18 protein-coding genes are annotated in these 20,696 nt (G+C 64.2%); 15 read left to right on the top strand and 3 right to left on the bottom strand.

Annotated elements, in window-relative coordinates; all coding sequences use genetic code 11:
* The first annotated feature begins 1 nt into the window (after position 1).
* Both AC097L_RS17020 and crcB read left to right on the top strand, forming a co-directional pair.
* The gene (locus AC097L_RS17020; protein WP_479587722.1) at positions 2–694 is read left to right on the top strand and encodes an SPOR domain-containing protein; all 693 of its coding nucleotides are present in this window, start codon (positions 2–4) and stop codon (positions 692–694) included.
* Between the two features lie 29 nt (positions 695–723).
* Complete coding sequence (crcB, locus tag AC097L_RS17025; protein WP_479587723.1) at positions 724–1,122, top strand: fluoride efflux transporter CrcB; 399 nt, start codon at positions 724–726, stop codon at positions 1,120–1,122.
* On the opposite strand, the gene AC097L_RS17030 is transcribed toward crcB, so the two are convergent.
* The gene (locus AC097L_RS17030) at positions 1,119–2,342 is read right to left on the bottom strand and encodes a methyltransferase (protein ID WP_479587724.1); all 1,224 of its coding nucleotides are present in this window, start codon (positions 2,340–2,342) and stop codon (positions 1,119–1,121) included. The two genes, crcB and AC097L_RS17030, sit on opposite strands and share 4 nt — an antisense overlap.
* Before the next feature lie 188 nt (positions 2,343–2,530).
* Here AC097L_RS17030 and AC097L_RS17035 point away from each other — a divergent pair, with 188 nt between their 5' ends.
* The 9 genes from AC097L_RS17035 (at position 2,531) to cas6f (ending at position 12,658) form a co-directional block, all read left to right on the top strand.
* Complete coding sequence (locus AC097L_RS17035; RefSeq protein ID WP_479587725.1) at positions 2,531–2,968, top strand: hypothetical protein; 438 nt, start codon at positions 2,531–2,533, stop codon at positions 2,966–2,968.
* Between the two features lie 103 nt (positions 2,969–3,071).
* The gene (locus AC097L_RS17040) at positions 3,072–3,503 is read left to right on the top strand and encodes a GNAT family N-acetyltransferase (RefSeq protein ID WP_479587726.1); all 432 of its coding nucleotides are present in this window, start codon (positions 3,072–3,074) and stop codon (positions 3,501–3,503) included.
* Positions 3,504–3,555: 52 nt separating this feature from the next.
* Positions 3,556–3,945: a surface-adhesin E family protein gene (locus tag AC097L_RS17045; RefSeq protein WP_479587727.1), complete on the top strand. Its 390-nt coding sequence runs from the start codon at positions 3,556–3,558 to the stop codon at positions 3,943–3,945.
* Between the two features lie 111 nt (positions 3,946–4,056).
* The gene (gene cas1f, locus AC097L_RS17050; protein ID WP_479587728.1) at positions 4,057–5,040 is read left to right on the top strand and encodes a type I-F CRISPR-associated endonuclease Cas1f; all 984 of its coding nucleotides are present in this window, start codon (positions 4,057–4,059) and stop codon (positions 5,038–5,040) included.
* The gene (gene cas3f / locus AC097L_RS17055; RefSeq protein WP_479587729.1) at positions 5,037–8,387 is read left to right on the top strand and encodes a type I-F CRISPR-associated helicase Cas3f; all 3,351 of its coding nucleotides are present in this window, start codon (positions 5,037–5,039) and stop codon (positions 8,385–8,387) included. Before cas1f ends, cas3f begins: the two co-directional genes overlap by 4 nt.
* Before the next feature lie 291 nt (positions 8,388–8,678).
* Positions 8,679–10,004 (top strand): type I-F CRISPR-associated protein Csy1, encoded by a 1,326-nt coding sequence (gene csy1, locus AC097L_RS17060; RefSeq protein ID WP_479587730.1) that lies wholly within the window; start codon positions 8,679–8,681, stop codon positions 10,002–10,004.
* Positions 9,994–11,043 (top strand): type I-F CRISPR-associated protein Csy2, encoded by a 1,050-nt coding sequence (gene csy2, locus AC097L_RS17065; protein ID WP_479587731.1) that lies wholly within the window; start codon positions 9,994–9,996, stop codon positions 11,041–11,043. The genes csy1 and csy2 overlap by 11 nt, the downstream gene beginning before the upstream one ends.
* Before the next feature lie 17 nt (positions 11,044–11,060).
* Positions 11,061–12,089, top strand: coding sequence for a type I-F CRISPR-associated protein Csy3 (gene csy3 / locus AC097L_RS17070; protein WP_479587732.1), 1,029 nt, complete (start codon positions 11,061–11,063; stop codon positions 12,087–12,089).
* Between the two features lie 5 nt (positions 12,090–12,094).
* Positions 12,095–12,658, top strand: a complete 564-nt coding sequence (gene cas6f, locus AC097L_RS17075; RefSeq protein WP_479587733.1) for a type I-F CRISPR-associated endoribonuclease Cas6/Csy4 — start codon at positions 12,095–12,097, stop codon at positions 12,656–12,658.
* 543 nt (positions 12,659–13,201) lie between these two features.
* Here the strand turns inward: cas6f and AC097L_RS17080 are convergent.
* The gene (locus AC097L_RS17080) at positions 13,202–13,813 is read right to left on the bottom strand and encodes a 3'-5' exonuclease (RefSeq protein ID WP_479587734.1); all 612 of its coding nucleotides are present in this window, start codon (positions 13,811–13,813) and stop codon (positions 13,202–13,204) included.
* On the bottom strand, positions 13,810–14,976 hold the full coding sequence (locus AC097L_RS17085; protein ID WP_479587735.1) for an ATP-binding protein: 1,167 nt from the start codon (positions 14,974–14,976) through the stop codon (positions 13,810–13,812). The genes AC097L_RS17080 and AC097L_RS17085 overlap by 4 nt, the downstream gene beginning before the upstream one ends.
* Positions 14,977–15,258: 282 nt before the next feature.
* On the opposite strand from AC097L_RS17085, the gene AC097L_RS17090 reads away from it, so the two are divergent.
* The 4 genes from AC097L_RS17090 (at position 15,259) to AC097L_RS17105 (ending at position 20,458) form a co-directional block, all read left to right on the top strand.
* Positions 15,259–16,650 carry an MFS transporter gene (locus AC097L_RS17090; protein ID WP_479587736.1) on the top strand — a complete coding sequence of 464 codons (1,392 nt, stop codon included), beginning with the start codon at positions 15,259–15,261 and terminating at the stop codon, positions 16,648–16,650.
* A 99-nt stretch (positions 16,651–16,749) separates the two neighbouring features.
* Positions 16,750–17,784 carry a phosphogluconate dehydrogenase (NAD(+)-dependent, decarboxylating) gene (gene gnd, locus AC097L_RS17095; protein WP_479587737.1) on the top strand — a complete coding sequence of 345 codons (1,035 nt, stop codon included), beginning with the start codon at positions 16,750–16,752 and terminating at the stop codon, positions 17,782–17,784.
* Between the two features lie 23 nt (positions 17,785–17,807).
* Positions 17,808–19,139, top strand: coding sequence for a glucoamylase family protein (locus AC097L_RS17100; protein WP_479587738.1), 1,332 nt, complete (start codon positions 17,808–17,810; stop codon positions 19,137–19,139).
* 26 nt (positions 19,140–19,165) lie between these two features.
* Positions 19,166–20,458: a lytic murein transglycosylase gene (locus tag AC097L_RS17105; protein WP_479587739.1), complete on the top strand. Its 1,293-nt coding sequence runs from the start codon at positions 19,166–19,168 to the stop codon at positions 20,456–20,458.
* Positions 20,459–20,696: the final 238 nt, after the last annotated feature.

Raw genomic sequence — 20,696 nt, forward strand, 5'->3', positions numbered from 1 at the left:
GATGCTGCGCGGAATCGTTTTATTTTTACTGCTGGCCAATGGTGTGTTTTACGCGTGGTCGCACGGCTTGCTGGCGGCCTATGGCCTGGCACCGGCCCCGGTGTCCGAGCCGCAACGCCTGGCGCAGCAGATCCACCCCGAATGGGTGGTGCTGGTGCCGCCGCACAGTGCCGAAGCGGCCTCGTCACCGGCATCGGCCGTAGCCCTCCCCGCTGAAACCGTGGCCAGCGCCCCGGCCGAGCCCACCGAATGCCTGACCGCAGGCCTGTTCGACGTGGCGCGTGGCACCCTGCTGGCCAAAGCCCTGGCCGATGCCCTGCCCGCCGGGTCGTGGTCGCTGGAGCCGGGCGTGGAGCCGGGCCGCTGGATGGTCTACATGGGCCGCTACGCCAGCACCGAGCTGCTGGAGCGCAAAAAGGCCGAGCTGCGCGGCATGCGCGTCAAATTCGAGGCTGCACCCGCCAACCTGGAGCCCGGCCTGTCGCTGGGCAGCTTTGACAGCGAAGCCGGGGCCAACAAGCTCCTGGGCGAGGTGACCCAGCACGGCGTGCGCACCGCCCACGTGGTGGCCGAGCGTCTGGAAACCCACGGCATGCGGCTCAAGCTGCCCACGGTGGATGCGGCGCTGAAAACCCGGCTGGAGGCGCTCAAGACCCAGCTGGGCGGCAAAGCCGTCAAAACCTGCCCGACCTGACATGGACGAGATGACATGGACGAGATGACATGGACGCGATAAATCTGGGCCGGTCGCTGTTGGCTATTTGCGTAGGGGGTTCGCTAGGGTCCATCCTGCGGTGGGTTCTGGGCCTGGCCTTCAACGCCATGTATCCCAGTATCCCGCCCGGCACCTGGCTGGCGAATATGCTGGGCGGCTACCTGGTAGGTGTGGCCGTAGCCTACTTTGCCGACCATGGCGGCTTGCCACCCGAATGGCGTTTATTGGTAATCACTGGTTTTCTGGGCGGCCTGACCACTTTTTCCACCTTCTCTGCCGAGGTGGTCACCCTGCTCCAGCAAGGCCGCATGCTGTGGGCGGGCCTGGCCATATCCGCCCACGTGGTGGGCTCCCTGCTGATGACCATGCTGGGCATGGCCACCGTGGGCTGGGTCAAGACTTTTTAAACGCCTGCCACCGCCAGGCGCCACAGCGACGTGACTTCTGCCGCCCGGGCTGCATGCAGTGCGGCCGTGGCATCGGTGGCCTTGGGGTGCTGCGGCTTGGCATCCAGGCGCTCCAGCACCTTCAGGCCATGGGTGTCAAACGCGGCCATCAGCTCGGCGCGGGTGCGCAGGCCCAGATGCTCGGCAAAGTCGGATAACACCAGCCAGCCTTCGCCGCCGGGTGCCAAATGCCCTTTCAGCCCCGCCAAAAAGCCCAGCAGCATGCGGCTGTCTTCGTCGTATACCGCGTGTTCGATGGGTGAGCCGGGCCGGGCGGGCAGCCAGGGCGGGTTGCAGACGATCAGCGTGGCCTGGCCTTCGGGGAACAAATCGGTCTGCACTACCTGCACCTGCTTGGCCACGCCCAGCAGGGCCAGGTTGTCGCGGGCACAGGCCAGGGCGCGTGGGTCGGTGTCGGTAGCCACCACCTGGGCCACGCCGCGCCGCACCAGCACGGCGGCCAGCACGCCGGTGCCGGTGCCAATATCAAATGCCACATAGGGTGCCACGCCGGGCGCGGGCAAGGGCGCTTTGGCCACCAGGTCGATGTACTCGCCGCGCACCGGCGAAAACACGCCGTAGTGCGGGTGGATGCGGTTCAGCGGGGCCTCGCCCAGCGCCGCGATCTCCAGGCCCTTGCGGCGCCATTCGTGGGTGCTGGTCAGGCCCTGCAGCTCGCGCAGCGTGATGACCGACGGCCCGGCGGCCAGGTCCGCCGGGCCCCAGGCCGCCAGGCAGGCGGCATGCACATTGGGCGCGCGGCGCAGCGGGATGCTGTAGTCGGCGTTCACCGGCAGCAGCAGCATGTTCAGCACCCGGGCGCGCTGCGCCTGGGCCTGGCGGTACAGGTGGAAGGCCTCGGCCGGGGCGGCGGCTTCCTTGGGGGCTTTGCGCTGTTTGCGCGCCGGGGTTTTGTCAATGCGCCGGGCCATGGCTTGCAGCAACTGGCGGGCGTTGTGGAAATCGCCGCGCCACAGCAGGGCCGTGCCCTCGCAGGCCAGGCGGTAAGCGGTGTCGGCCGACAGGGTGTCGTCGGCCAGCACCACGCGCTTCGGGGCGGGCGCGCCACGCTCGGAGCGCCAGTGGGCGGACTGGGGCTGGTCGGCTTCGGTCCAGTGGATGGTGCTGTCGGCGGGTAGCGCCGTGGGAGAAGATGGAGAAGAGGCAGTAGGGGTAGGCATAGTCGGGTTCTTTTAACAGAAGGGCCACACAGGCCCGCACCGCGCGCTTGGTGGCAAGCTGGTTTTGCTCTGTTTTTAAGAGCTACTAGCGCAGGTGCAATATGCGCTAGCGGCCTATTTCTTGTAAATTTCTGCGCAGCACGGTCGAGGTTATAGTGCCCAGTTCGCCACTCTGGGGACTTGGGGCCATGCGATTTCTGCTGTTTACCGTACTGCTGGCCGCTCTGGCCCCGGCTGCCGATGCCGGTGTTTTCACCACCCGCTGCCTGGTCGCCGAGGACAGCAAAAAACCCGTCCAGTTGCAGTTCAGCACCGTGGGCGACGACACCAGCGGCTGGAGCGGCGGCTTCGTGCGCTACGGCAGCCACAGCCGCCCCATTAGCCTGGTGCGCCTGCGCGAGTCGCACGTGGAAACCGCGCCCGGCAGGCCTTTTGCGTTCACCACCGTCTGGCTGGAAATGGTGGGCGGCCAGGCCGCGGGCAGTTACGAAGTAGAAACCCAGGGCGCGCGCATCCAGCGCTTCGTCTACACGCCCAAGCGCACCGGTCTGGGCACCATGTTTGTAGAGAACCCGGCTATCGACGTGGGCGACGACGGTAGCTGCCACTGGACGGCCACGGGCTAGCCAGGCTTACTATTGAATCCATAGCTGCTTGTGCAGGCAGGATCTGCGCGTGAGGTCGATTTGGCTTAAATTTTGAGCCGGAATTGAAAGGGGTATTTTCAGCATGCACACGCCTAGCCAACGCGGTGACTACACCATCAGCAGCGACCCGCAGCACTTAGACCTGGCCGCCGTCCACGCCTACCTTACGCAGAGCTACTGGTCCCCCGGCATCGCACGCGAACGGGTCGAGCGCGCGGCGGCAAATTCCCGGTGCTTTGGCCTGTACCACGGTGGCCAGCAGGTGGGCTTTGCGCGGGTCATCACCGACACCACCAGTTTCGCCTACCTGGCCGATGTCTACATTTTGGAAGCCCACCGTGGCCAGGGCCTGTCCAAATGGTTGATGGCCACCATCCTGGCCCATGCCGACCTGCAAGGCCTGCGCCGCGTCATGCTGACCACGCGGGATGCGCAAGGGTTGTACGCACAATTTGGGTTCACCGCGCTGGCCCATCCAGAACGCATGATGGAACTGCGCGGCCCTTTGGCCTAGGCCTTTGACCTGCCGCAACATCCCCGCCCGCAGCTTGACCACAATCCACACCATGAACAAAGCTGTGCTGCTGCCCCTGCTGTGGGCCTTGGCCTGCGGCCCGGCGCTGGCCGACTGGGTGCGCATCTCATCCAGCGAGACTGCGGTGTTCTACATCGACTCGGCCATCCCCCCCAAGGTCGGTTCCAACGTGATGGTCTGGATGCTGCGCGACTACGCTACGCCCCAGGCGGGCGCGGGCGGGCCGTATGCATCGTCCAAGGACCAGATCGAAATCGATTGCGCCGCCCGCCGCGTGCGCCGTATCTACGCGTCCGAGCACGCCGAACCCATGGGCCAAGGCCGGATGGTGCATTCCGAACACGGCCCCATGAGCTGGAACGCCGTCGCGCCCCACACCATCCTGCGGCGGGTGGTGGATACGGGGTGTATGCATCCTTGAGTGCGGGCTTAAGGGAATGCGTGGACGCACACCGACCCGAAATAGCGAGGGCATCTTGCGTCCATAAACTTGCCCTGATACTGGTGCTACCCACAACAGCACAAGGCCAACATGCCGACGGATGACATCAGCCCCAGCGACCTGAAATCCATACTGCACTCCAAGCGCGCCAACATCTACTACCTGGAGCACTGCCGCGTGTTGGTCAACGGCGGCCGGGTGGAATACGTGACCGACGAAGGCAAGCGCTCGCTGTACTGGAACATCCCCATCGCCAACACCGTCACGGTAATGCTGGGCACCGGCACTTCGGTCACCCAGGCGGCGATGCGCGAACTGGCCAAGGCGGGGGTGTTGGTCGGATTCTGCGGCGGGGGCGGTACGCCGCTGTTCAGCGCGAACGAGGTGGATATCGAAATGGCCTGGTTTTCGCCGCAAAGCGAATACCGCCCTACCGAATACCTGCAGCAATGGGTCAAGTTTTGGTTCACCGATGCCCTGCGGTTGGAGGCGGCGAAGTCCTTCCAGCGTGCCCGCATTGCCCGGGTACGCGAACACTGGCTGCACAGCCGCCCGCTGCGAGACGAGGGCTTTGGCGGTGATGCGCAGGTGCTGGAAGCCGCCTTGACTGAGGCGCTGCAGGCCATAGACCATGCGGTAGACCAAACCATTTTGCTCACCGATGAAGCCCGCCTGACCAAGCAGCTCTACAAGTTCGCCGCCCGCGCGGTGAACTACGGCGACTTCGTGCGCGGCAAACGCGGCAGCGGGGCCGACCCGGCCAACCGCTTTCTGGACCACGGCAACTACCTCGCCTACGGTCTGGCGGCCAGCGCCACCTGGGTGCTAGGTCTGCCCCATGGCCTGGCCGTGTTGCATGGCAAAACCCGGCGCGGCGGCCTGGTGTTTGATGTGGCGGACCTGGTCAAAGACGCGGTGATCCTGCCGCAGGCCTTTATCTCGGCCATGCGCGGCGACGATGAACAAGCCTTTCGCCGCGCCTGCATCGACAAACTGACCCGCACCGAAGCGCTGGACTTCATGATCGACACGTTGAAAGAAGTCGCCATGACGGTGGGAAGGCAAGCCCTGTGAACGTCCTGCTGATCTCCCAGTGCAGCAAGCGCGCCCTCACCGAAACCCGCCGCATCCTCGACCAGTTCGCCGAGCGGCGTGGCGACCGCACCTGGCAAACCCCCATCACCCAGCAAGGCCTGGACACCCTGCGCGTGCTGCTCAAGAAAACCGCCCGTCGCAACACCGCCGTGGCCTGCCACTGGATTCGCGGGCAAGACCACAGCGAGCTGGTGTGGCTGGTGGGCGATGCCAGCCAATTCAACGACCAGGGCGCGGTGCCCACCAACACCACCCAGCGCAACATCTTGCGGCAACGTGACGAGAACGATTGGCACACCGGCCAAGACATCCATTTGCTCACCGCAATGGCCGCCCTGCTGCACGACCTGGGCAAAGCCAGCCAGGCATTCCAAATGCGCCTGCGGGGACAACTGCAAGAGCGCAACCAATACCGCCACGAGTGGGTGTCGCTGCGCTTGTTCGAGGCCTTTGTAGGGACTGACGACGATGCCACCTGGCTGGCCCGTCTGGCTAACCCCACAGAGCAAGACAACGCCACTTGGCTAGGCCGATTGCAGCAGGATGGACAAGACCCATCCACCCAGCCCCCCTTTGCGCAACTAGCCCAGGCACCGCTGGCACATGCCCTGGGCTGGGTGGTGCTCACGCACCACCGCTTACCCGTGGCCCCCGCAAAAGATGCCGATTCAGCCACGTTCTTGGGCGGCAAAGTCGGTTGGGTGACGGCGCAAGCGCTCAAAGATGTGTTGCACTGCATCGACGCAGGTTGGAACGAGCGCACTGACGCGGGTGATGCGGCCCTTTTGCCGCTGTACTGGACCTTTCCGCACGGCCTGCCAGTCACTACCGAGCTATGGCGCAAACGTGCAGCGCGTTTAGCCGTGCGCTTGCAGACTTTGGTGCAAGCCCCTGGCAAGGGTGGCTGGCTGGCCAACCCGTATGTAATGCACGTTTCTCGCCTGTGCCTGATGCTGGCCGACCACCACTACTCCAGCCTCGGCGTAGACGATAAAGGCAGGCCCGCAGAGGGACGCATTCCCGGCCAAAAAGACTACCCCCTGTATGCCAATACCCAGGGTGCAACTAGCCAGCTGAACCAAACACTCGACGAGCATTTGTTGGGTGTAGCCCAGCACAGCGGCGAAGTGACCCATGCCCTGCCACGGTTTGAATTGAGCTTGCCCCGCCTGGCCCGCCACCGGGTACTGAAAAAACGCGCCCAGGATGTCCGCTACCGCTGGCAAGACAAAGCTACCGACATGGCCCAGGCCCTGCGCGAACGGGCGCAGGTGCAAGGCGCTTTTATCGTCAATATGGCCTCCACTGGCTGCGGTAAAACCCTGGCCAATGCCCGCACCATGTACGCGCTAGCCGACCCCAGCCACGGCATGCGCTGCGCCTTTGCTATGGGTCTGCGCACCCTGACATTACAAACGGGCAGGGCATTTCGCGACCTGTTGGGTCTAGGCGACGACGAGCTAGCTATCCGTGTAGGCGGCAGCGCCAGCCGCACCCTGTTTGAGCACTTTGAGCGCGAAGCCGAAAAAACCGGCTCCGCCTCGCGCCAGTCGCTGTTGGAGGAAGACGGCCATGTGCTGTTTGAAGGCAACCCCGATGCCCACCCCCTGTTACAACGGGTGATGCACGACCCGGCGGTCAAAGCGCTGCTGGCCGCCCCTGTGCTGGTCTGCACCATCGACCACCTGACCCCCGCCACCGAAAGCCAGCGCGGTGGTCGCCAGATTGCCCCCATGCTGCGCCTGATGAGCGGCGACCTGGTGCTGGACGAACCCGATGACTTCGACATCGACGACCTGCCCGCACTCACCCGCCTGGTCCACTGGGCCGGGCTGCTGGGCGCACGGGTGCTGCTGTCGTCGGCCACCTTGCCGCCCGCTTTGGTACATGGCCTGTTCGAGGCCTACCGCAATGGCCGCCAACACTACCAGCGCAACCGGGGCGCAGCGGCTACGGGCACCGGTATCTGCTGCGCCTGGATAGATGAATTCGATGTGCAGCAAACCGACTGCGCCGAGGGCTCCAGCTTTTTGCAGGCACACACCGCCTTTGCCACACGCCGGGCACAGCGCCTGGGACAGGCCGAAGTGCGCCGCCGGGCAGTGCTGGTGCCATTAGGAGCGTTGGTAAATAAACACCGCGACTTGCTGCCCACTTTGTTTGCCCAAGAAGTCATTCGCCACACCACCGGGCTACACCACAAGCACCACAACGTAGACACCCGCAGTGGCAAGCAGGTCAGTTTTGGCTTGGTTCGTATGGCCAATATCGAGCCGCTGGTGGACGTGGCGCTGGAGCTGTACCGCATGCCTTGGCCAGCCGACGTGCGCGTCCACCTGTGCTGCTACCACTCGCAATTTCCGCTGCTGATACGGTCGGCCATCGAGCAGCAACTAGACCAATCGCTCAACCGCCGCCAGCCCGATACCGTGTTCACCCTGCCCGACGTGCGCCTGCGCCTGGACGCGCACACGGAAGCCGACCATCTATTCATCGTGCTCGGCTCCCCCATAACCGAAGTGGGGCGCGACCACGACTACGACTGGGCCGTGGTGGAACCGTCGTCCATGCGATCCCTAATCCAACTGGCGGGCCGGGTGCGCAGGCACCGCGAAGGCGTATGCAGTACGCCCAACATCCGGGTGTTTGACACCAATCTGCGCCATTTCCGCAACCCCAACCAACCTGCTTTTTGCAAACCCGGTTTTGAGACGGAGCAGTTCCCCCTGCAATCCCACGGCCTGGACGCGCTGTTGGATGCCACAGAGCTCGATGTGGTCTATGCCCGGCCCCGCATCCTGGCCCGCAGCGGCTTGCAGCCCCGTGGGCGGCTGGTAGACCTGGAGCACGCCCGCATGCAGGCCACCATGCAGCCCGTACCCATTGGTGTCAGTCCCTCTTTGAATGCCGCCAGCTGGTGGCACTTGGCCCCGGCGGATGCCCTGCTCACCGCCGTGCTGCCACAGCAACAACCGTTTCGCTTCGATACCCTCAAGCGTGTCGACTTGGAGCTGCGCCCCGATGCTGAGGGCGAGGACTACGTGCTGGTCCAGCTGATGGAAAAGAAAGGCGGTCGCCGAGGGGAAACCGTCTTTATCGAGGTAGATGCCTCCCAAAACCACCGTATCTCCGATGCCCTGGTGCAAGGCGAGCGCATCAGCGCCTGGGGCCACACCGACTATATGGAGGCCCTGACCGCCCTGGCCACCGAACTCGGCCTGCCGCTGAGCTACTGCGCCGAACGTTACGGCACAGTGCGCTTACCCACCCACGCCAACGGCTGGCGTTTTCATCCGGCGCTGGGGTTTACGAAGGCGAAGAGTTGAAAAAAGAGGCCGACGCAAGGTCGGCCTCGCTGCCTGTACGGCAGTAGATGGGCAAGACAAGCCGTAGCTAACTTTTCTGAGCTGCCTGTGCGGCAGTAATTTATAGAAAAGTGGCCTCTAGCGCATATTCCACCTGCGCAACAAGCTCTTAATTTAAGAGCATTTATTTACCGGCCTTGCTCCGTTGTGGATTCTGAGTTTTGATAAAAATTTTACAAGACATAGCTAACTGGACTAGACTGAATTTGTAACGCGACCTGTCAATGTTTTAAACAACCGAAAGGGGACTGGATGGCACTGGACGAACCGAAAAAAGGGGTGGCCGAGCGGGCCACCATCATGGCGTTTCTGCAAGCGCGCTGCACCGACAAGTGCGATGCGGTAAAAGACGATGCCGACGACCCCACGGCGGCAGTGGCGCAAAAAGAAAAGCTGCGCCAGCAATTCACCCCCGCCGTATGGCTGGAAGATGCCGCCCGGCGTGCCGGGCAAATCCAGGCGGTGACGCACTCGCTCAAGCCCGTACACCCCGATGCCAAAGGCACGAATCTCTACTGCCCGCCCAGCAAGCTGCCCGCATTGGACGTGGTGGGCAGCCATTGCCTAGGCGACAGTTTTGCCGCGGACGTGGTGGGCAATGCCGCTGCGCTGGATGTGTACAAATTTCTAAAGCTGCCCCATGCAGGCCGCAGCCTGTTGGAGCTATGCGTGGCAGAAGATGCCGGCCTGGCCGCCGCCCTGAGCGATGACCCCGCCCAGGCACAGGCGTGGATGCAAGCCTTCGCCGCGCTGGTAGCCCCACGTGGGCGCGTGGCCTCGCACACCCTGGCCAAACAGCTTTATTGGCAGACGGGCGACGACCCACTGGACGACGTGGGCTTCCATCTGCTGGCCCCGCTGTACGCTAGTTCGCTGGCTCACCGCGTGTTTGAAACCCTGCAAGACGACCGTTTTAGCGATTCCGCTAAAGCCGCCCGCGAAGCCAAAAAAGCCAACACGTTCAGCGAGCGCCCGGTGCGCGAGTACCCGCAACTGGCGTTGCAGCAATTGGGCGGGTCAAATACACAGAACGTCAGCCATCTCAACAGCAAACGCCGGGGAAACAACAGCCTGCTGGCCTCCCTGCCGCCCGTGTGGCGCGCGGTGGACCTGCAGCCGCTGCTGGGCACGGATTCGATGTTCCACCGCTACAGCCGCCGCTCCGAAGTGCGCAAAAGCGTCAAAGACCTGCTGGAGTTTTTAAAAACCGACCCGAACCCCACGATGGAAACCCGCGCGAAGAGGACGGCCTGGGTGGAGCTATTGATCGACGCGTTTTTGCAGTTCAGCGCCGAGCTGCGCAGCCTCGAGCCCGGCTGGAGCCAAACAGCGGCCTGCCAACTGGGCGATGCCGAAGCCCGCTGGCTAGACCCCGAGGGCGTAGCCGCCACCGATGCCGAGCTGGACCGTGCGCCCCCCACCGACATTCCAGAACGCATCAGCGCCGCGTTTGCCAACTGGCTCAACGCCCAGCTGCGCGACCCGCTGCCCATTGGCGACCCGGAGTTTTTAGATTGGCGCAAGGCCATGTACGCCCAGATCAAAGCCGAAGAACGAGAGGGCAATTATGTTGAGTGAACTACCGGATGAATCCACCCCGCACGCCGCCGTACTGGTGCTGCCACGCTTGCGCGTGCAAAACGCCAACGCCATCTCCAGCCCGCTGACCTGGGGTTTTCCGTCTATCACCGCGTTTACCGGGCTCATGGCCGCGCTGGCGCGGCGCTTGGGGGCAGACGCAGGCATATGCTTTCAAAGCGTGGGCGTGGTCTGCCATGGCTTTGAGGCGCAGGTCACCACCGGGGGCTACACCCGCAGCTTTTGCCTCACGCGCAACCCGGTGCTGCAAGACGGCTCCACAGCGGCCATCGTGGAAGAAGGCCGGGTGCACCTTGACATCACTGTGGTGTTGGAGGTGCAGCTCAATTCTGCCCTGCTTGACGACACCGCGCGTGCCGCCTGCGCAGCGCAGATCGCCGAATGCGTGGCAGGCATGCGCATCGCCGGGGGCAGCGTCATGCCGCCGGTAGCCGGTAGGCTGCGGCGGCCACCGCACCCCCAGCTGGTGCTGCTGGCCGAAGCGCCCGACCTGCGCGCCCAGCAGTTCAAGCGGCTGAGTCGCCAATGGCTGCCCGGCTTTACGCTGGTGTCGCGTGACGACCTGCTGCACTGCCGACTGGAATCCATGCGTGCCAATACATCAAATATGGAGCCACAGCCTAGTTTGCTGGACGCGTGGCTGGATCTGGCACGCATCAACTACCGGGCGCGTACCACCACCGTATGGAACGCAACGGGCGACGCATCCACGGAATCCGTGGAATGGGCCACCGACCCGCGCCCCGGCTGGCTGGTGCCTATTCCCGTGGGCTACGCCGCGTTGTCTGACCTGCACCCACCCGGCACCGTTTCCGGTGCACGCGACTCCCACACACCCTTTCGGTTTGTGGAGGGCGTGTACTCCATCGGCCAATGGGTCAGCCCCCACTGCTTGAACGACCTAGCGCAACTCACCTGGCGGCCCGAGCACACGCCAGCCACCGGGCTGTACCGCTGCACCAATGCGTATCAGGCCCCCGCAACAGACACCTACACCCCCGTCACCTTCATCGACTGATTTCTAGGAGCAAACCCATGGCAACCACTACCACCCTTAAGACCGCCTCTGTCCTCGCGTTTGAGCGCAAGCTGGACCCCTCTGACGCACTGTTTGCGGCAGGCAACTGGGCTGATCGCAGCGCCAGCCTGCAATGGTCAGGCATCGAAGTGCGACCTAAATCGGTACGCGGCACTATTTCCAACCGCCTTAAAACCAAGGACCAAGACCCGGCCAAGCTGGATGCCGCCATTGAAAACCCTAACCTCCAAACCGTCGATGTGGCCACCCTGCCCGCCGATGCAGACACCCTCAAAGTCAGCTTTACGCTGCGGGTGCTGGGTGGTACGGGCATACCGTCGGCCTGCAACAGTGCCGACTACCAGGCCAAGCTGCTGGCCACCGTGCATACCTACACCCAGTCGCAAGGTTTTGGCGAACTGGCCCGCCGCTACGCGCACAACCTAGCCAATGGCCGCTTTCTGTGGCGCAACCGCTTGGGCGCAGAACAGATTGAAGTGCACGTGGCGCAATGGGTGCAAGGGCAAGCCGCACAGAGCTGGATTTTTGATGCCCTGGGCCATTCGCTGCGCGACTTCAACGCCAGCTCTGTCGATCTGACGCAACTGGCGGCCTTGCTGGAGCAAGGGCTTACGGGTTCACGCCACGTACTGCTGCAAGTCACCGCCTACCTGCGCGTGGGTGCGGGGCAAGAGGTTTTTCCGTCCCAAGAGCTGATCTTGGACAAAGACAAAGCCGGTAAAAGCAAAACCCTGTACACCGTCAACAAGGTGGCGGCCATGCACTCGCAAAAGCTGGGAAACGCCCTGCGCACCATAGACACCTGGTACCCCGAAGCCGCAGACCAGGGCCCCATCGCGGTGGAACCCTACGGCTCCGTTACCTCGCAAGGCAAGGCCTACCGCCAGCCCAAAGCGAAGATGGATTTCTATTCCCTGTTCGACGCCTGGGTGCTCAAAGACCAAGTGCCCGATGCCGCGCAGCAGCACTACGTCATTGCCAACCTAGTCCGTGGTGGTGTGTTTGGCGATTCCGGCAAGGACTAAAGGCCATGGACCACTACGTTGACCTGACCTTGCTGCCCGACCCCGAGTCGGCCCTGTCGCACCTGATGGCTGCCCTGTTCGGCAAGCTGCACCTGGCGTTGGTGACTCAGCGCAGCGAACGCATCGGCATCAGCTTTCCGTCCGTGCAGGCCGAGCGCCAGTGGCTGGGCGACTGCCTGCGTTTGCACGGAAGCCACGCCGATCTCACGGCATTCATGGCCGCCCCCTGGCTGGCTGGCATGCGTGACCACGTACGCGCTACATCCGTGCTGGCGGCTCCGCCCAAAGTGGCTTATCGCACGGTCAGCCGCGTGCAAGCCAAGAGCAACCCCGACCGCTTGCGCCGCCGCCAGATGCGCCGTCACGGCATCGACGCCGCACAGGCCCTGGCCCGCATGCCAGACGCTGCGGCCGAGCGGCTGGATTTGCCCTATCTGCACCTACGCAGCCACAGCACTGCCCAGCCGTTCAGGTTGTTTATTCGACATGGCCCACTGCAAGAGAATGCCGCAGCAGGCACATTCGGTGCCTATGGTTTAAGCGCAACCGCCACCATCCCCTGGTTTTGACCCTCTTTTGTCCTTATTTTTAGCGGTTATGAAAAGTTGTTTAAAAACAATGGCTTATGGGTTTGGTTAAAAATAAGGTTTTTTTGAGGTTTCGCTGTTTTTTGTTTGTGATTCAATGACTTAGCTGTTGTATGGTCTAGTTCACTGCCGCACAGGCAGCTCAGAAAAGAGAAAGCTATGCGCATAGAAGATGCGCACAGTTCACTGCCGCACAGGCAGCTCAGAAAGTCTAGTGCTGGAGCGCATGCCCCAGTACGCCGTTCACTGCCGCACAGGCAGCTCAGAAATTCATGCCGCCTTTGATGGCTTCGAAAAAGTCGTTCACTGCCGCACAGGCAGCTCAGAAAGCCAGCCTTGCGCGCGACAAGCTGGTTCCATCGCGACCATGTGACCGACCTGGTCAACGACTGGCTGAACCCATTGCGCCTGGAGCCCAGCGTATAAGCCGACAACGCCACTGCGGGTACAAGGCGTCACTGCTATCTAAATAAAAGCGCCTAACGCATGTGGGATAAATGCTGGTGCCCTATTCGATGCCTAAAACTAGCGGCGCTGGTGCTGCGCCAGTAGTTTGCCTACCGCCGCCTTGGCGCAGCGTTGCACCGCGATCAGCATCTGGCTGTGCGGCGCGGCCACGCCCCAGCACTGGCGCAGGTCGTGCTGGATCTGGCGCAGCAGGTGGGCGGCCATTTCGGCATCGGCCAGCGCCCGGTGGGCCTGGCCGGTACGTGGCAGGCGGTGGTAGTCCACCAAGGTGCCGAGTTTGTGGTTCGGTGCCTGCGGGTACAGGCGGCGCGACAGCAGCAGGGTGCAGACGAATGGCTGGTCAGCCGGGTCATCGATGCGGGCCAGCTCGGCCTGCCAGAACTTGCGGTCGAACGCGGCGTTGTGCGCCACCAGCGGCAGCTTGCCCACAAAGCGGCTGGCCTCGGCCATCGCCTGGGCGGCACTGGGCGCGTTGGCCAGCATGGTGTTGCTGATGCCGGTGAGCTGGGTGATGAAACTGGGGATGCGCACCCCGGCGTTCATCAGGCTCTGGAAGCGGTCGACCACCTGGCCGTTGTCGACCAGCACGATGGCCACCTCGGTGGCACGGTCGCCCTGGCCGGGGGAGATGCCGGTGGTTTCGAAGTCGATCACGGCTAAACGGGTCAAGGCAGCTCTCCAGGCATGTCCTTTGGCAACAGGGCCCACAAAGGCACGGCCTGCACGCCGTCGCTCAGCGCAAACCGGTGTGCGCCGGGGTACACCACGTACAGCGCGTCCAGCTTCAGGTCGCGCTGGGCAATGCGCATCGATTGCGTGACCTTGGGCGCGTCGGCGCGCTGGAATTCCACGCCAATGCGCTGTGTCCCCTTGAGCATCAGCAGATCCAGCCGGGCACCGGCGTGGGTGGACCAGGTCCAGGCGCTGTCGGGCTTGGCAATGCGCAGCACCTGCTCCAGCGCAAAGCCGGTCCAACTGGCGCCGCACAGCGGGTGTGCCAGCAACTGTGGCAGGGTCTGCACGCCCAGCAGCGCATGCAGCAGGCCGGAGTCGCGCAGGTACAGCTTGGGGGCTTTCACCTGGCGCTTGCCCAGGTTTTCGAACCACGGCGGCAGCTGGCGCACCATGAAGGTTTGCGTCAGGTGGTCCAGGTAGCGGCGCACTGTGGTTTCGCTGGTGCCTAGCGAACGCGCCAGCGGGGCGGCGTTCCAGGTCTGGCCATGGGTCTGGGCGGCCATCTGCCAGAAGCGCAGCATGGTCGGTGCGGGCACGTTCATGCCCAGCTGCGGCAGGTCGCTGTACAAAAACCGCTGCATGGCCGCGTCGCGCCAGTGGGCGCTGACGGCATCGTCAGGCTCCAGATAGGCCTCGGGGAAGCCACCGCGTAGCCATAGGCGGTGCACGGTTTCGGCATTGGCGCCCACCTCGTTCAGGTTGAAGCCGGTGACCTCCAGCGTTACCGCCCGGCCCAGCAGCGACTCGCTTTTGTGCATGGCCCGGGGCGTGGCGCTGCCCAGCAGCAGGTACTGGCCCTTGCGCTGGATGTGTGTGGGCCGGTCGATCAGCACGCGCAGCACCTCGCACAGCGCGGGCATGTGCTGCACCTCGTCAATCACCACCAGGCCGTTCAACGGGGCCAGCGCGGCCATGGGCTCGGCCAGGCGGCGGCGTGCGGCGGAGTTCTCCAGGTCGAAGTAGTTGGGCGAGTCGGTGGCCACGAAGTCGCGTGCCAGCGTGGTTTTGCCTACCTGCCGGGGCCCCACCAATTCAACGGCGCGGAAGGTTTGCAGGAGCTGGCGGAGGCGGTTTTGGAGGTCGGTGCGGGCAATCATGGAGGCGCGATTTTAAAGACAAACTGCTTGCAATTTAGTTTCCACACACAGGATATTCCAGCAAATATTTTTTATCTGCAGGTAAATCAAATTTGGCATATGGGATTTTCTATATAAATGACTGGTAAAGATAGGGCAACGGGACCTTGCAAATGCTACTGTTTTAATAGCTAATTACGTAGATTGCACATGCGCCAGAGCCCTGTTTTATTTATAAGTACATGAAAACGCAGCATTAACCCCGGCGCTGCAAGAATGTGCCAGAGCGGCTACATTTTTTGCATGCCCGACATGACTACCGCTGCCTCTCTCACCCCGCCTTCCACCCACGCAGACACCGGTTTCCACACCCGCGAATGGCTGGCCCTGGCGGCCATCATGTTGGGGGTGTCGCTGGGGGCGCTGGACACGGCCATTGCCAACACCGCGCTGCCTGCCATTGCCACCGACCTGCACGCACCCGCGGCCACTTCCATCTGGATCATCAACGCCTACCAGTTGGCCGTGGTGGCCACCATGTTGCCGTTTGCCGCGCTGGGCGATCTGGTGGGGCCCCGGCGCATCTTCATCGGCGGGTTGGCGGGTTTTACCGTGGCATCGCTGCTGTGTACCTTGGCTAGCAGCTTGCCCCAGTTGGCGGTGGCCCGGGCGCTGCAAGGCATTGGTGCGGGCGCGCTGATGAGCGTCAACATCGCGCTGATCCGCCAGTTGTATCCACCCGAGCGGCTGGGCCGGGGCGTGGGGCTGAATGCGCTGGTGGTGGGCGTGGGCTTCACCATCGGCCCGGCGGTGGCATCGCTGGTGCTGTCGGTGGCCTCCTGGCCCTGGCTGTTTGCCATCAACGTGCCGCTGGGTTTGATGGCGCTGGCCTTTGCGGTGCCCACGCTGCCACGCAGTGCCCCGCGTGGCCACGGCTTTGACCGGGTGGCCGCGTTGCTGACAGCCATCACCTTTGCCGCGCTGATCCTGGCGCTGGGCTCGGCTGCGCAGCGCGAGGCCTGGCCGCTGGTCGCCACGCCCCTGGCAGTCACATTGGTAGCGGGTGCGCTGCTGCTGCGCCGCCAGGCCGGGCACCCGGCACCCATGCTGCCGCTGGACCTGCTGGGCCGCCCGATGTTTGCGCTGTCCACCGCCACCGCCATGGCGGCCTTTGCGGCGCAGGGCCTGGCCTTTGTGTCGCTGCCGTTTTACTTTGAAGAGGTGCTGCACCGCGACCCCATCAGCACCGGCTTTTTGATGGTGTCGTGGGCGCTGATAGTGGCGCTGGCCGCACCCATTGCCGGGCGCATGTCCGACCGCCATCCGCCGGGCCTGCTGGGCGGTGTAGGGCTGGCGTTTTTGAGCCTGGGCATGGTGTCGCTGGCGCTGCTGCCCGCCGAGCCGCAAACGCTGGACATCGTGCTGCGCATGGCGCTGTGTGGTGCGGGCTTTGGCTTCTTCCAGTCGCCGAATCTCAAGGCGTTGATGTCCAGCGCCCCGCCCGAGCGCAGCGGCGGTGCGAGCGGCGTGATCGGTATGGCCCGCTTGATTGGCCAGACCACCGGCGCGGCCCTGGTCGCCCTGTGCTTTGGTTTGGCGGGCAGCCTGGACGGCCCCACCTGGGCACTGGGGCTGGGTGCCATGTTTGCGGGCCTGGCATCCATGGCTAGCTTTGCGCGGCTGTGGGCACGGTAAAGAGCCGGTGAAGTGCGTGCGGCGTGTGCGCTAGCGCACAGACTTGGCCCAGACCCGCTTTTACAAACTGTAAATATTGATACACAAAGGAGCCAGGCAATGCAACTCGGAATGGTGGGACTCGGTCGGATGGGGGCCAGCATGGTCACCCGCCTTTTGCGCGGTGGACACCACTGCGTGGTCTATGACCGGCATACGCAAGACGTGGAGCGCATGGTGGGGCTCGGTGCTACCGGCACGGGTTCGCTACAGGAGCTGGTGGATGGCTTGCCCCAGCCGCGCGCAGTGTGGCTGATGGTGCCTGCGGCGGCGGTGGACGACATTCTGGCGCAGCTCACCCCTTTGCTGGCGGCGGGCGACATCGTCATCGACGGCGGCAACTCGTACTACCACGACGACATCCGCCGGGCTACCTCACTCAAGGCCCAGGGCCTGCACTACGTGGACGTGGGCACCAGCGGCGGCATTGCCGGGCTGGAGCGTGGCTACTGCCTGATGATCGGTGGAGAAAAAGACACGGTGCAACACTTGTCGCCGGTGTTTGCCACCCTGGCACCCGGTGCGGGCAATGCCGTGCCCACGCCGGGACGCCGAGCGGATGCCAGTAGCGCCGACCAGGGTTACCTGCACTGCGGGCCGCACGGCGCGGGCCACTTCGTCAAGATGGTGCACAACGGCATCGAATATGGCGTGATGGCCGCGTATGCCGAGGGCTTCAACATCCTGCGCAACGCCAATGTGGGCCAGCGCGACAGCGTGGTAGATGCCGAAACCACTCCGCTACGCCACCCCGAGCACTACCAGTACACGATGGACCTGCCCGAGATTGCCGAAGTCTGGCGGCGCGGCAGCGTCATCGGCTCCTGGCTGCTGGACCTGACCGCCACGGCACTCACGGCCGACCCCACGTTGGACGGCTTTGACGGCCGGGTGTCCGACTCGGGCGAAGGCCGTTGGACCATCCAAGCCGCGATCGACGAAGCCGTGCCGGTACCCGTGTTGAGCGCCGCGCTGTACGCCCGCTTCAGCTCGCGTAACGAGGCCGACTTTGCCAACCGCGTGCAGTCCGCCATGCGGCACGAGTTTGGCGGCCACGTCGAGCAGCCTGCAGGCGGGTCCAAGCCGCAGGGCTGACTTGGGAACTGCGAACACGCGATGTGCGCCGCCGCCAAGCAGCAAATAGCACGGTGTCGCGCGATCTGATGCAGGCACTTGTGTCCGCCGACCGGGCCCTGCTCGACGGCCTGCAGCGCAGCGCCTTCGGCTATTTCGTCCAGTACACCCATAGTGCCACCGGCCTGGTGGCCGATACCTCGCGGCCCGGCGCGCTCGCCAGCATCGCAGTTGTGGGGTTTGCGCTGTCGGCCTATCCGGCGGCGGTGGAACGGGGTTGGATGGCGCGTGGCGATGCGGTACAGCGCTGCTTGGCGGCGCTGCGCTTCTTTGTGCACAGCGACCAGAGCGGCACACCCGAGGCCACCGGCGCCCATGGCCTGTACTTCCATTTTTTGCACATGGACAGCGGCACCCGGGCCTGGCGGTCCGAGCTGTCTTTGATCGACAGTGCTTTACTGGTGGCGGGCATGCTGACGGCCGCCGCCTATTTCACCGCCGCCACCGCCGACGAGACCGAATTGCGTGCGCTGGCCGATGCCCTGTACCGCCGCGTCGATTGGCGCTGGGCCCAGCGCAAGAATGCCGCCGTGGTGCTGGGCTGGAAGCCCGAGAGCGGCTTCTTGCGCTACCACTGGCAGGGCTACAGCGAGGCCCTCATCCTCTACGTACTGGGCCTGGGCTCGCCTACCCACCCCTTGACCGCCGACAGCTTCGAGGCTTGGACCCGCACCTACGAGTGGAAGCATCTGTACGGCTACGAATTCTTGTATGCGGGCCCGCTGTTCATCCACCAGTTCTCGCAGGCCTGGATCGACTTTCGGGGCATCCGCGACCGCTTCATGCGCGAGAAGCACAGCGACTATTTCGAAAACAGCCGCCGCGCCACCTACATCCAGCGCGAATACGCCATCCGCAACCCGCGCAGCTTTACCGGCCTGGGCGAAAATTGCTGGGGCCTGTCCGCCGGGGACGGGCCAAGCACGCCCCGGCAGCGGGTGGCCGGTCGGCGGCAAACTTTCTACGGCTACGCCGCCCGGGGCGTGCCCTACGGCCCGAACGACGGCACCCTGTCCGGGCCCGCCGCCCTGGCATCGCTGGTGTTTGCCCCCGAGATCGTGCTGCCTGCGGTGCGCCACTGGATGGGCCAGGGCGGTGAACAGGCCGTACTGGCCAGCGGCACCAATGCCACGGTCCGCACGCCCACCGGCCAGCCCTGGGTGTCGGAAGGCCGGTTCGGGCTCGACCAGGGTCTGCTGGTGCTGATGCTGGAAAACCACCGCTCCGGACTGGTGTGGCAACTGCTGCGGAGCAGCCCGTACATCCGCGCAGGCTTGCAGCGGGCGGGGTTTCAGGGTGGTTGGTTATCGCCATGACGGATCCGTCGGCGAAAATCGCCACCATGCACCCACCTATTTCTTTGCCGCTGCGCCACTCCTGGCTGGCCCCCTTGGCGCTGGCCAGTGCTGTGCTGGCAGGCTGCGCCTCCGCGCCGCCGAAGGCCCTGCCACTGCCTGCTCCGTCCACCACCATCGCTCGGCCCGCAGAGGCCGCGAACAGCGAGGCGGCAGTCCAACAAGGTTTCGCCCGCTGGGTGGAGGGCTTCCTGGCCACCGCACGCAACGCAGGCATGGACGAAGCCACGCTGCATGCCGCGTTCGACGGCGTGCGCTACCTGCCGCGCGTGGTCGAGCTGGACCGCGCGCAGCCTGAATTCACCCGCACCGTCTGGGACTACCTGGACAACACCGTGTCGCCGCAACGCATCCGGTTGGGCCAAGACAAGCTGCTGCAGATCCGCACCGATGCCGATGCCGCCGCCACCCGCTATGGTGTGCCCGCCACCATTCTGGCTGCCATCTGGGGCATGGAGAGCAACTACGGCAGCAACTACGGCAACACCCCCACCATCGACGCGCTGGCCACACTGGGCTTTGAGGGACGGCGCGAAGACTGGGCCCGCGGCCAGCTGATGGCGGCCTTGAAGATTCTGCAAAACGGCGACATCGACCGCGCCCACATGGTCGGCTCCTGGGCCGGTGCCATGGGCCAGACCCAGTTTTTGCCGTCCAACTTTCTGGCCTACGCGGTAGATGCCGATGGCGACGGCAAGCGCGACATCTGGGGCAGCATGGCCGACGTGATGGCCTCCACCGCCAACTTCCTGGCCCGCTCGGGTTGGCAAGCCGACCAGCCCTGGGGCACCGAGGTGCAGCTCCCCGCAGGCTTCGACGTGGCACGCGCCGACACCACCGTGCGCCAGCCGTCTGACCAATGGGCCGCCGAGGGCGTTCAAACCATGGATGGCACGCCACTCCCCGCGCTGCCCGATGCCGAGCTGCTGCTCCCCGCCGGCGCCCGTGGCCCCGCCTTCCTGGTCGGCCCCAACTTCCGCGCCATCTTGCGCTATAACAACTCCACCAGCTACGCCCTCGCCGTCAGCCTGCTCTCGCAGCGGTTGGGCAACGGCCCCGGCGTGCAAGCCCCGTGGCCCCGCGACCTGCAGGCCCTGACCCGCAGCCAGTTGCAGGCCCTGCAAACCGCCTTGAACGAGCGTGGCTTTGCAAGCGGTACGCCGGACGGGATGATGGGGCCTGCGACGCGGGAGGGGATTCGCCGGTTTCAGCGCAGTGTGGGGCTGCCTGCGGATGGGTATCCGGATGGGGAGTTGTTGGGGCGGGTGGGGGAGCGGTAAGTTCACCGACTGCTGATTGGCAAAGTCACAGCTGATTTATCCAAGGTGTGTTCAACAGGGTGACGGCAACGTACCAAGTGGACACCCAACGGCATGGATGAAAAAGCACTCTGTCCTGATCTGTCCTGGTCCAATAAATTCGGACACCTCGATAGGGGCTATTAACCCCTGAGAAACTGAAGAACATGACAACGGGCAAGAAACAACGCAGAGCGTTTGATGCGGCCTTCAAACTGCA

It is taken from the genome of Rhodoferax sp. RT5P35 (assembly GCF_056521385.1).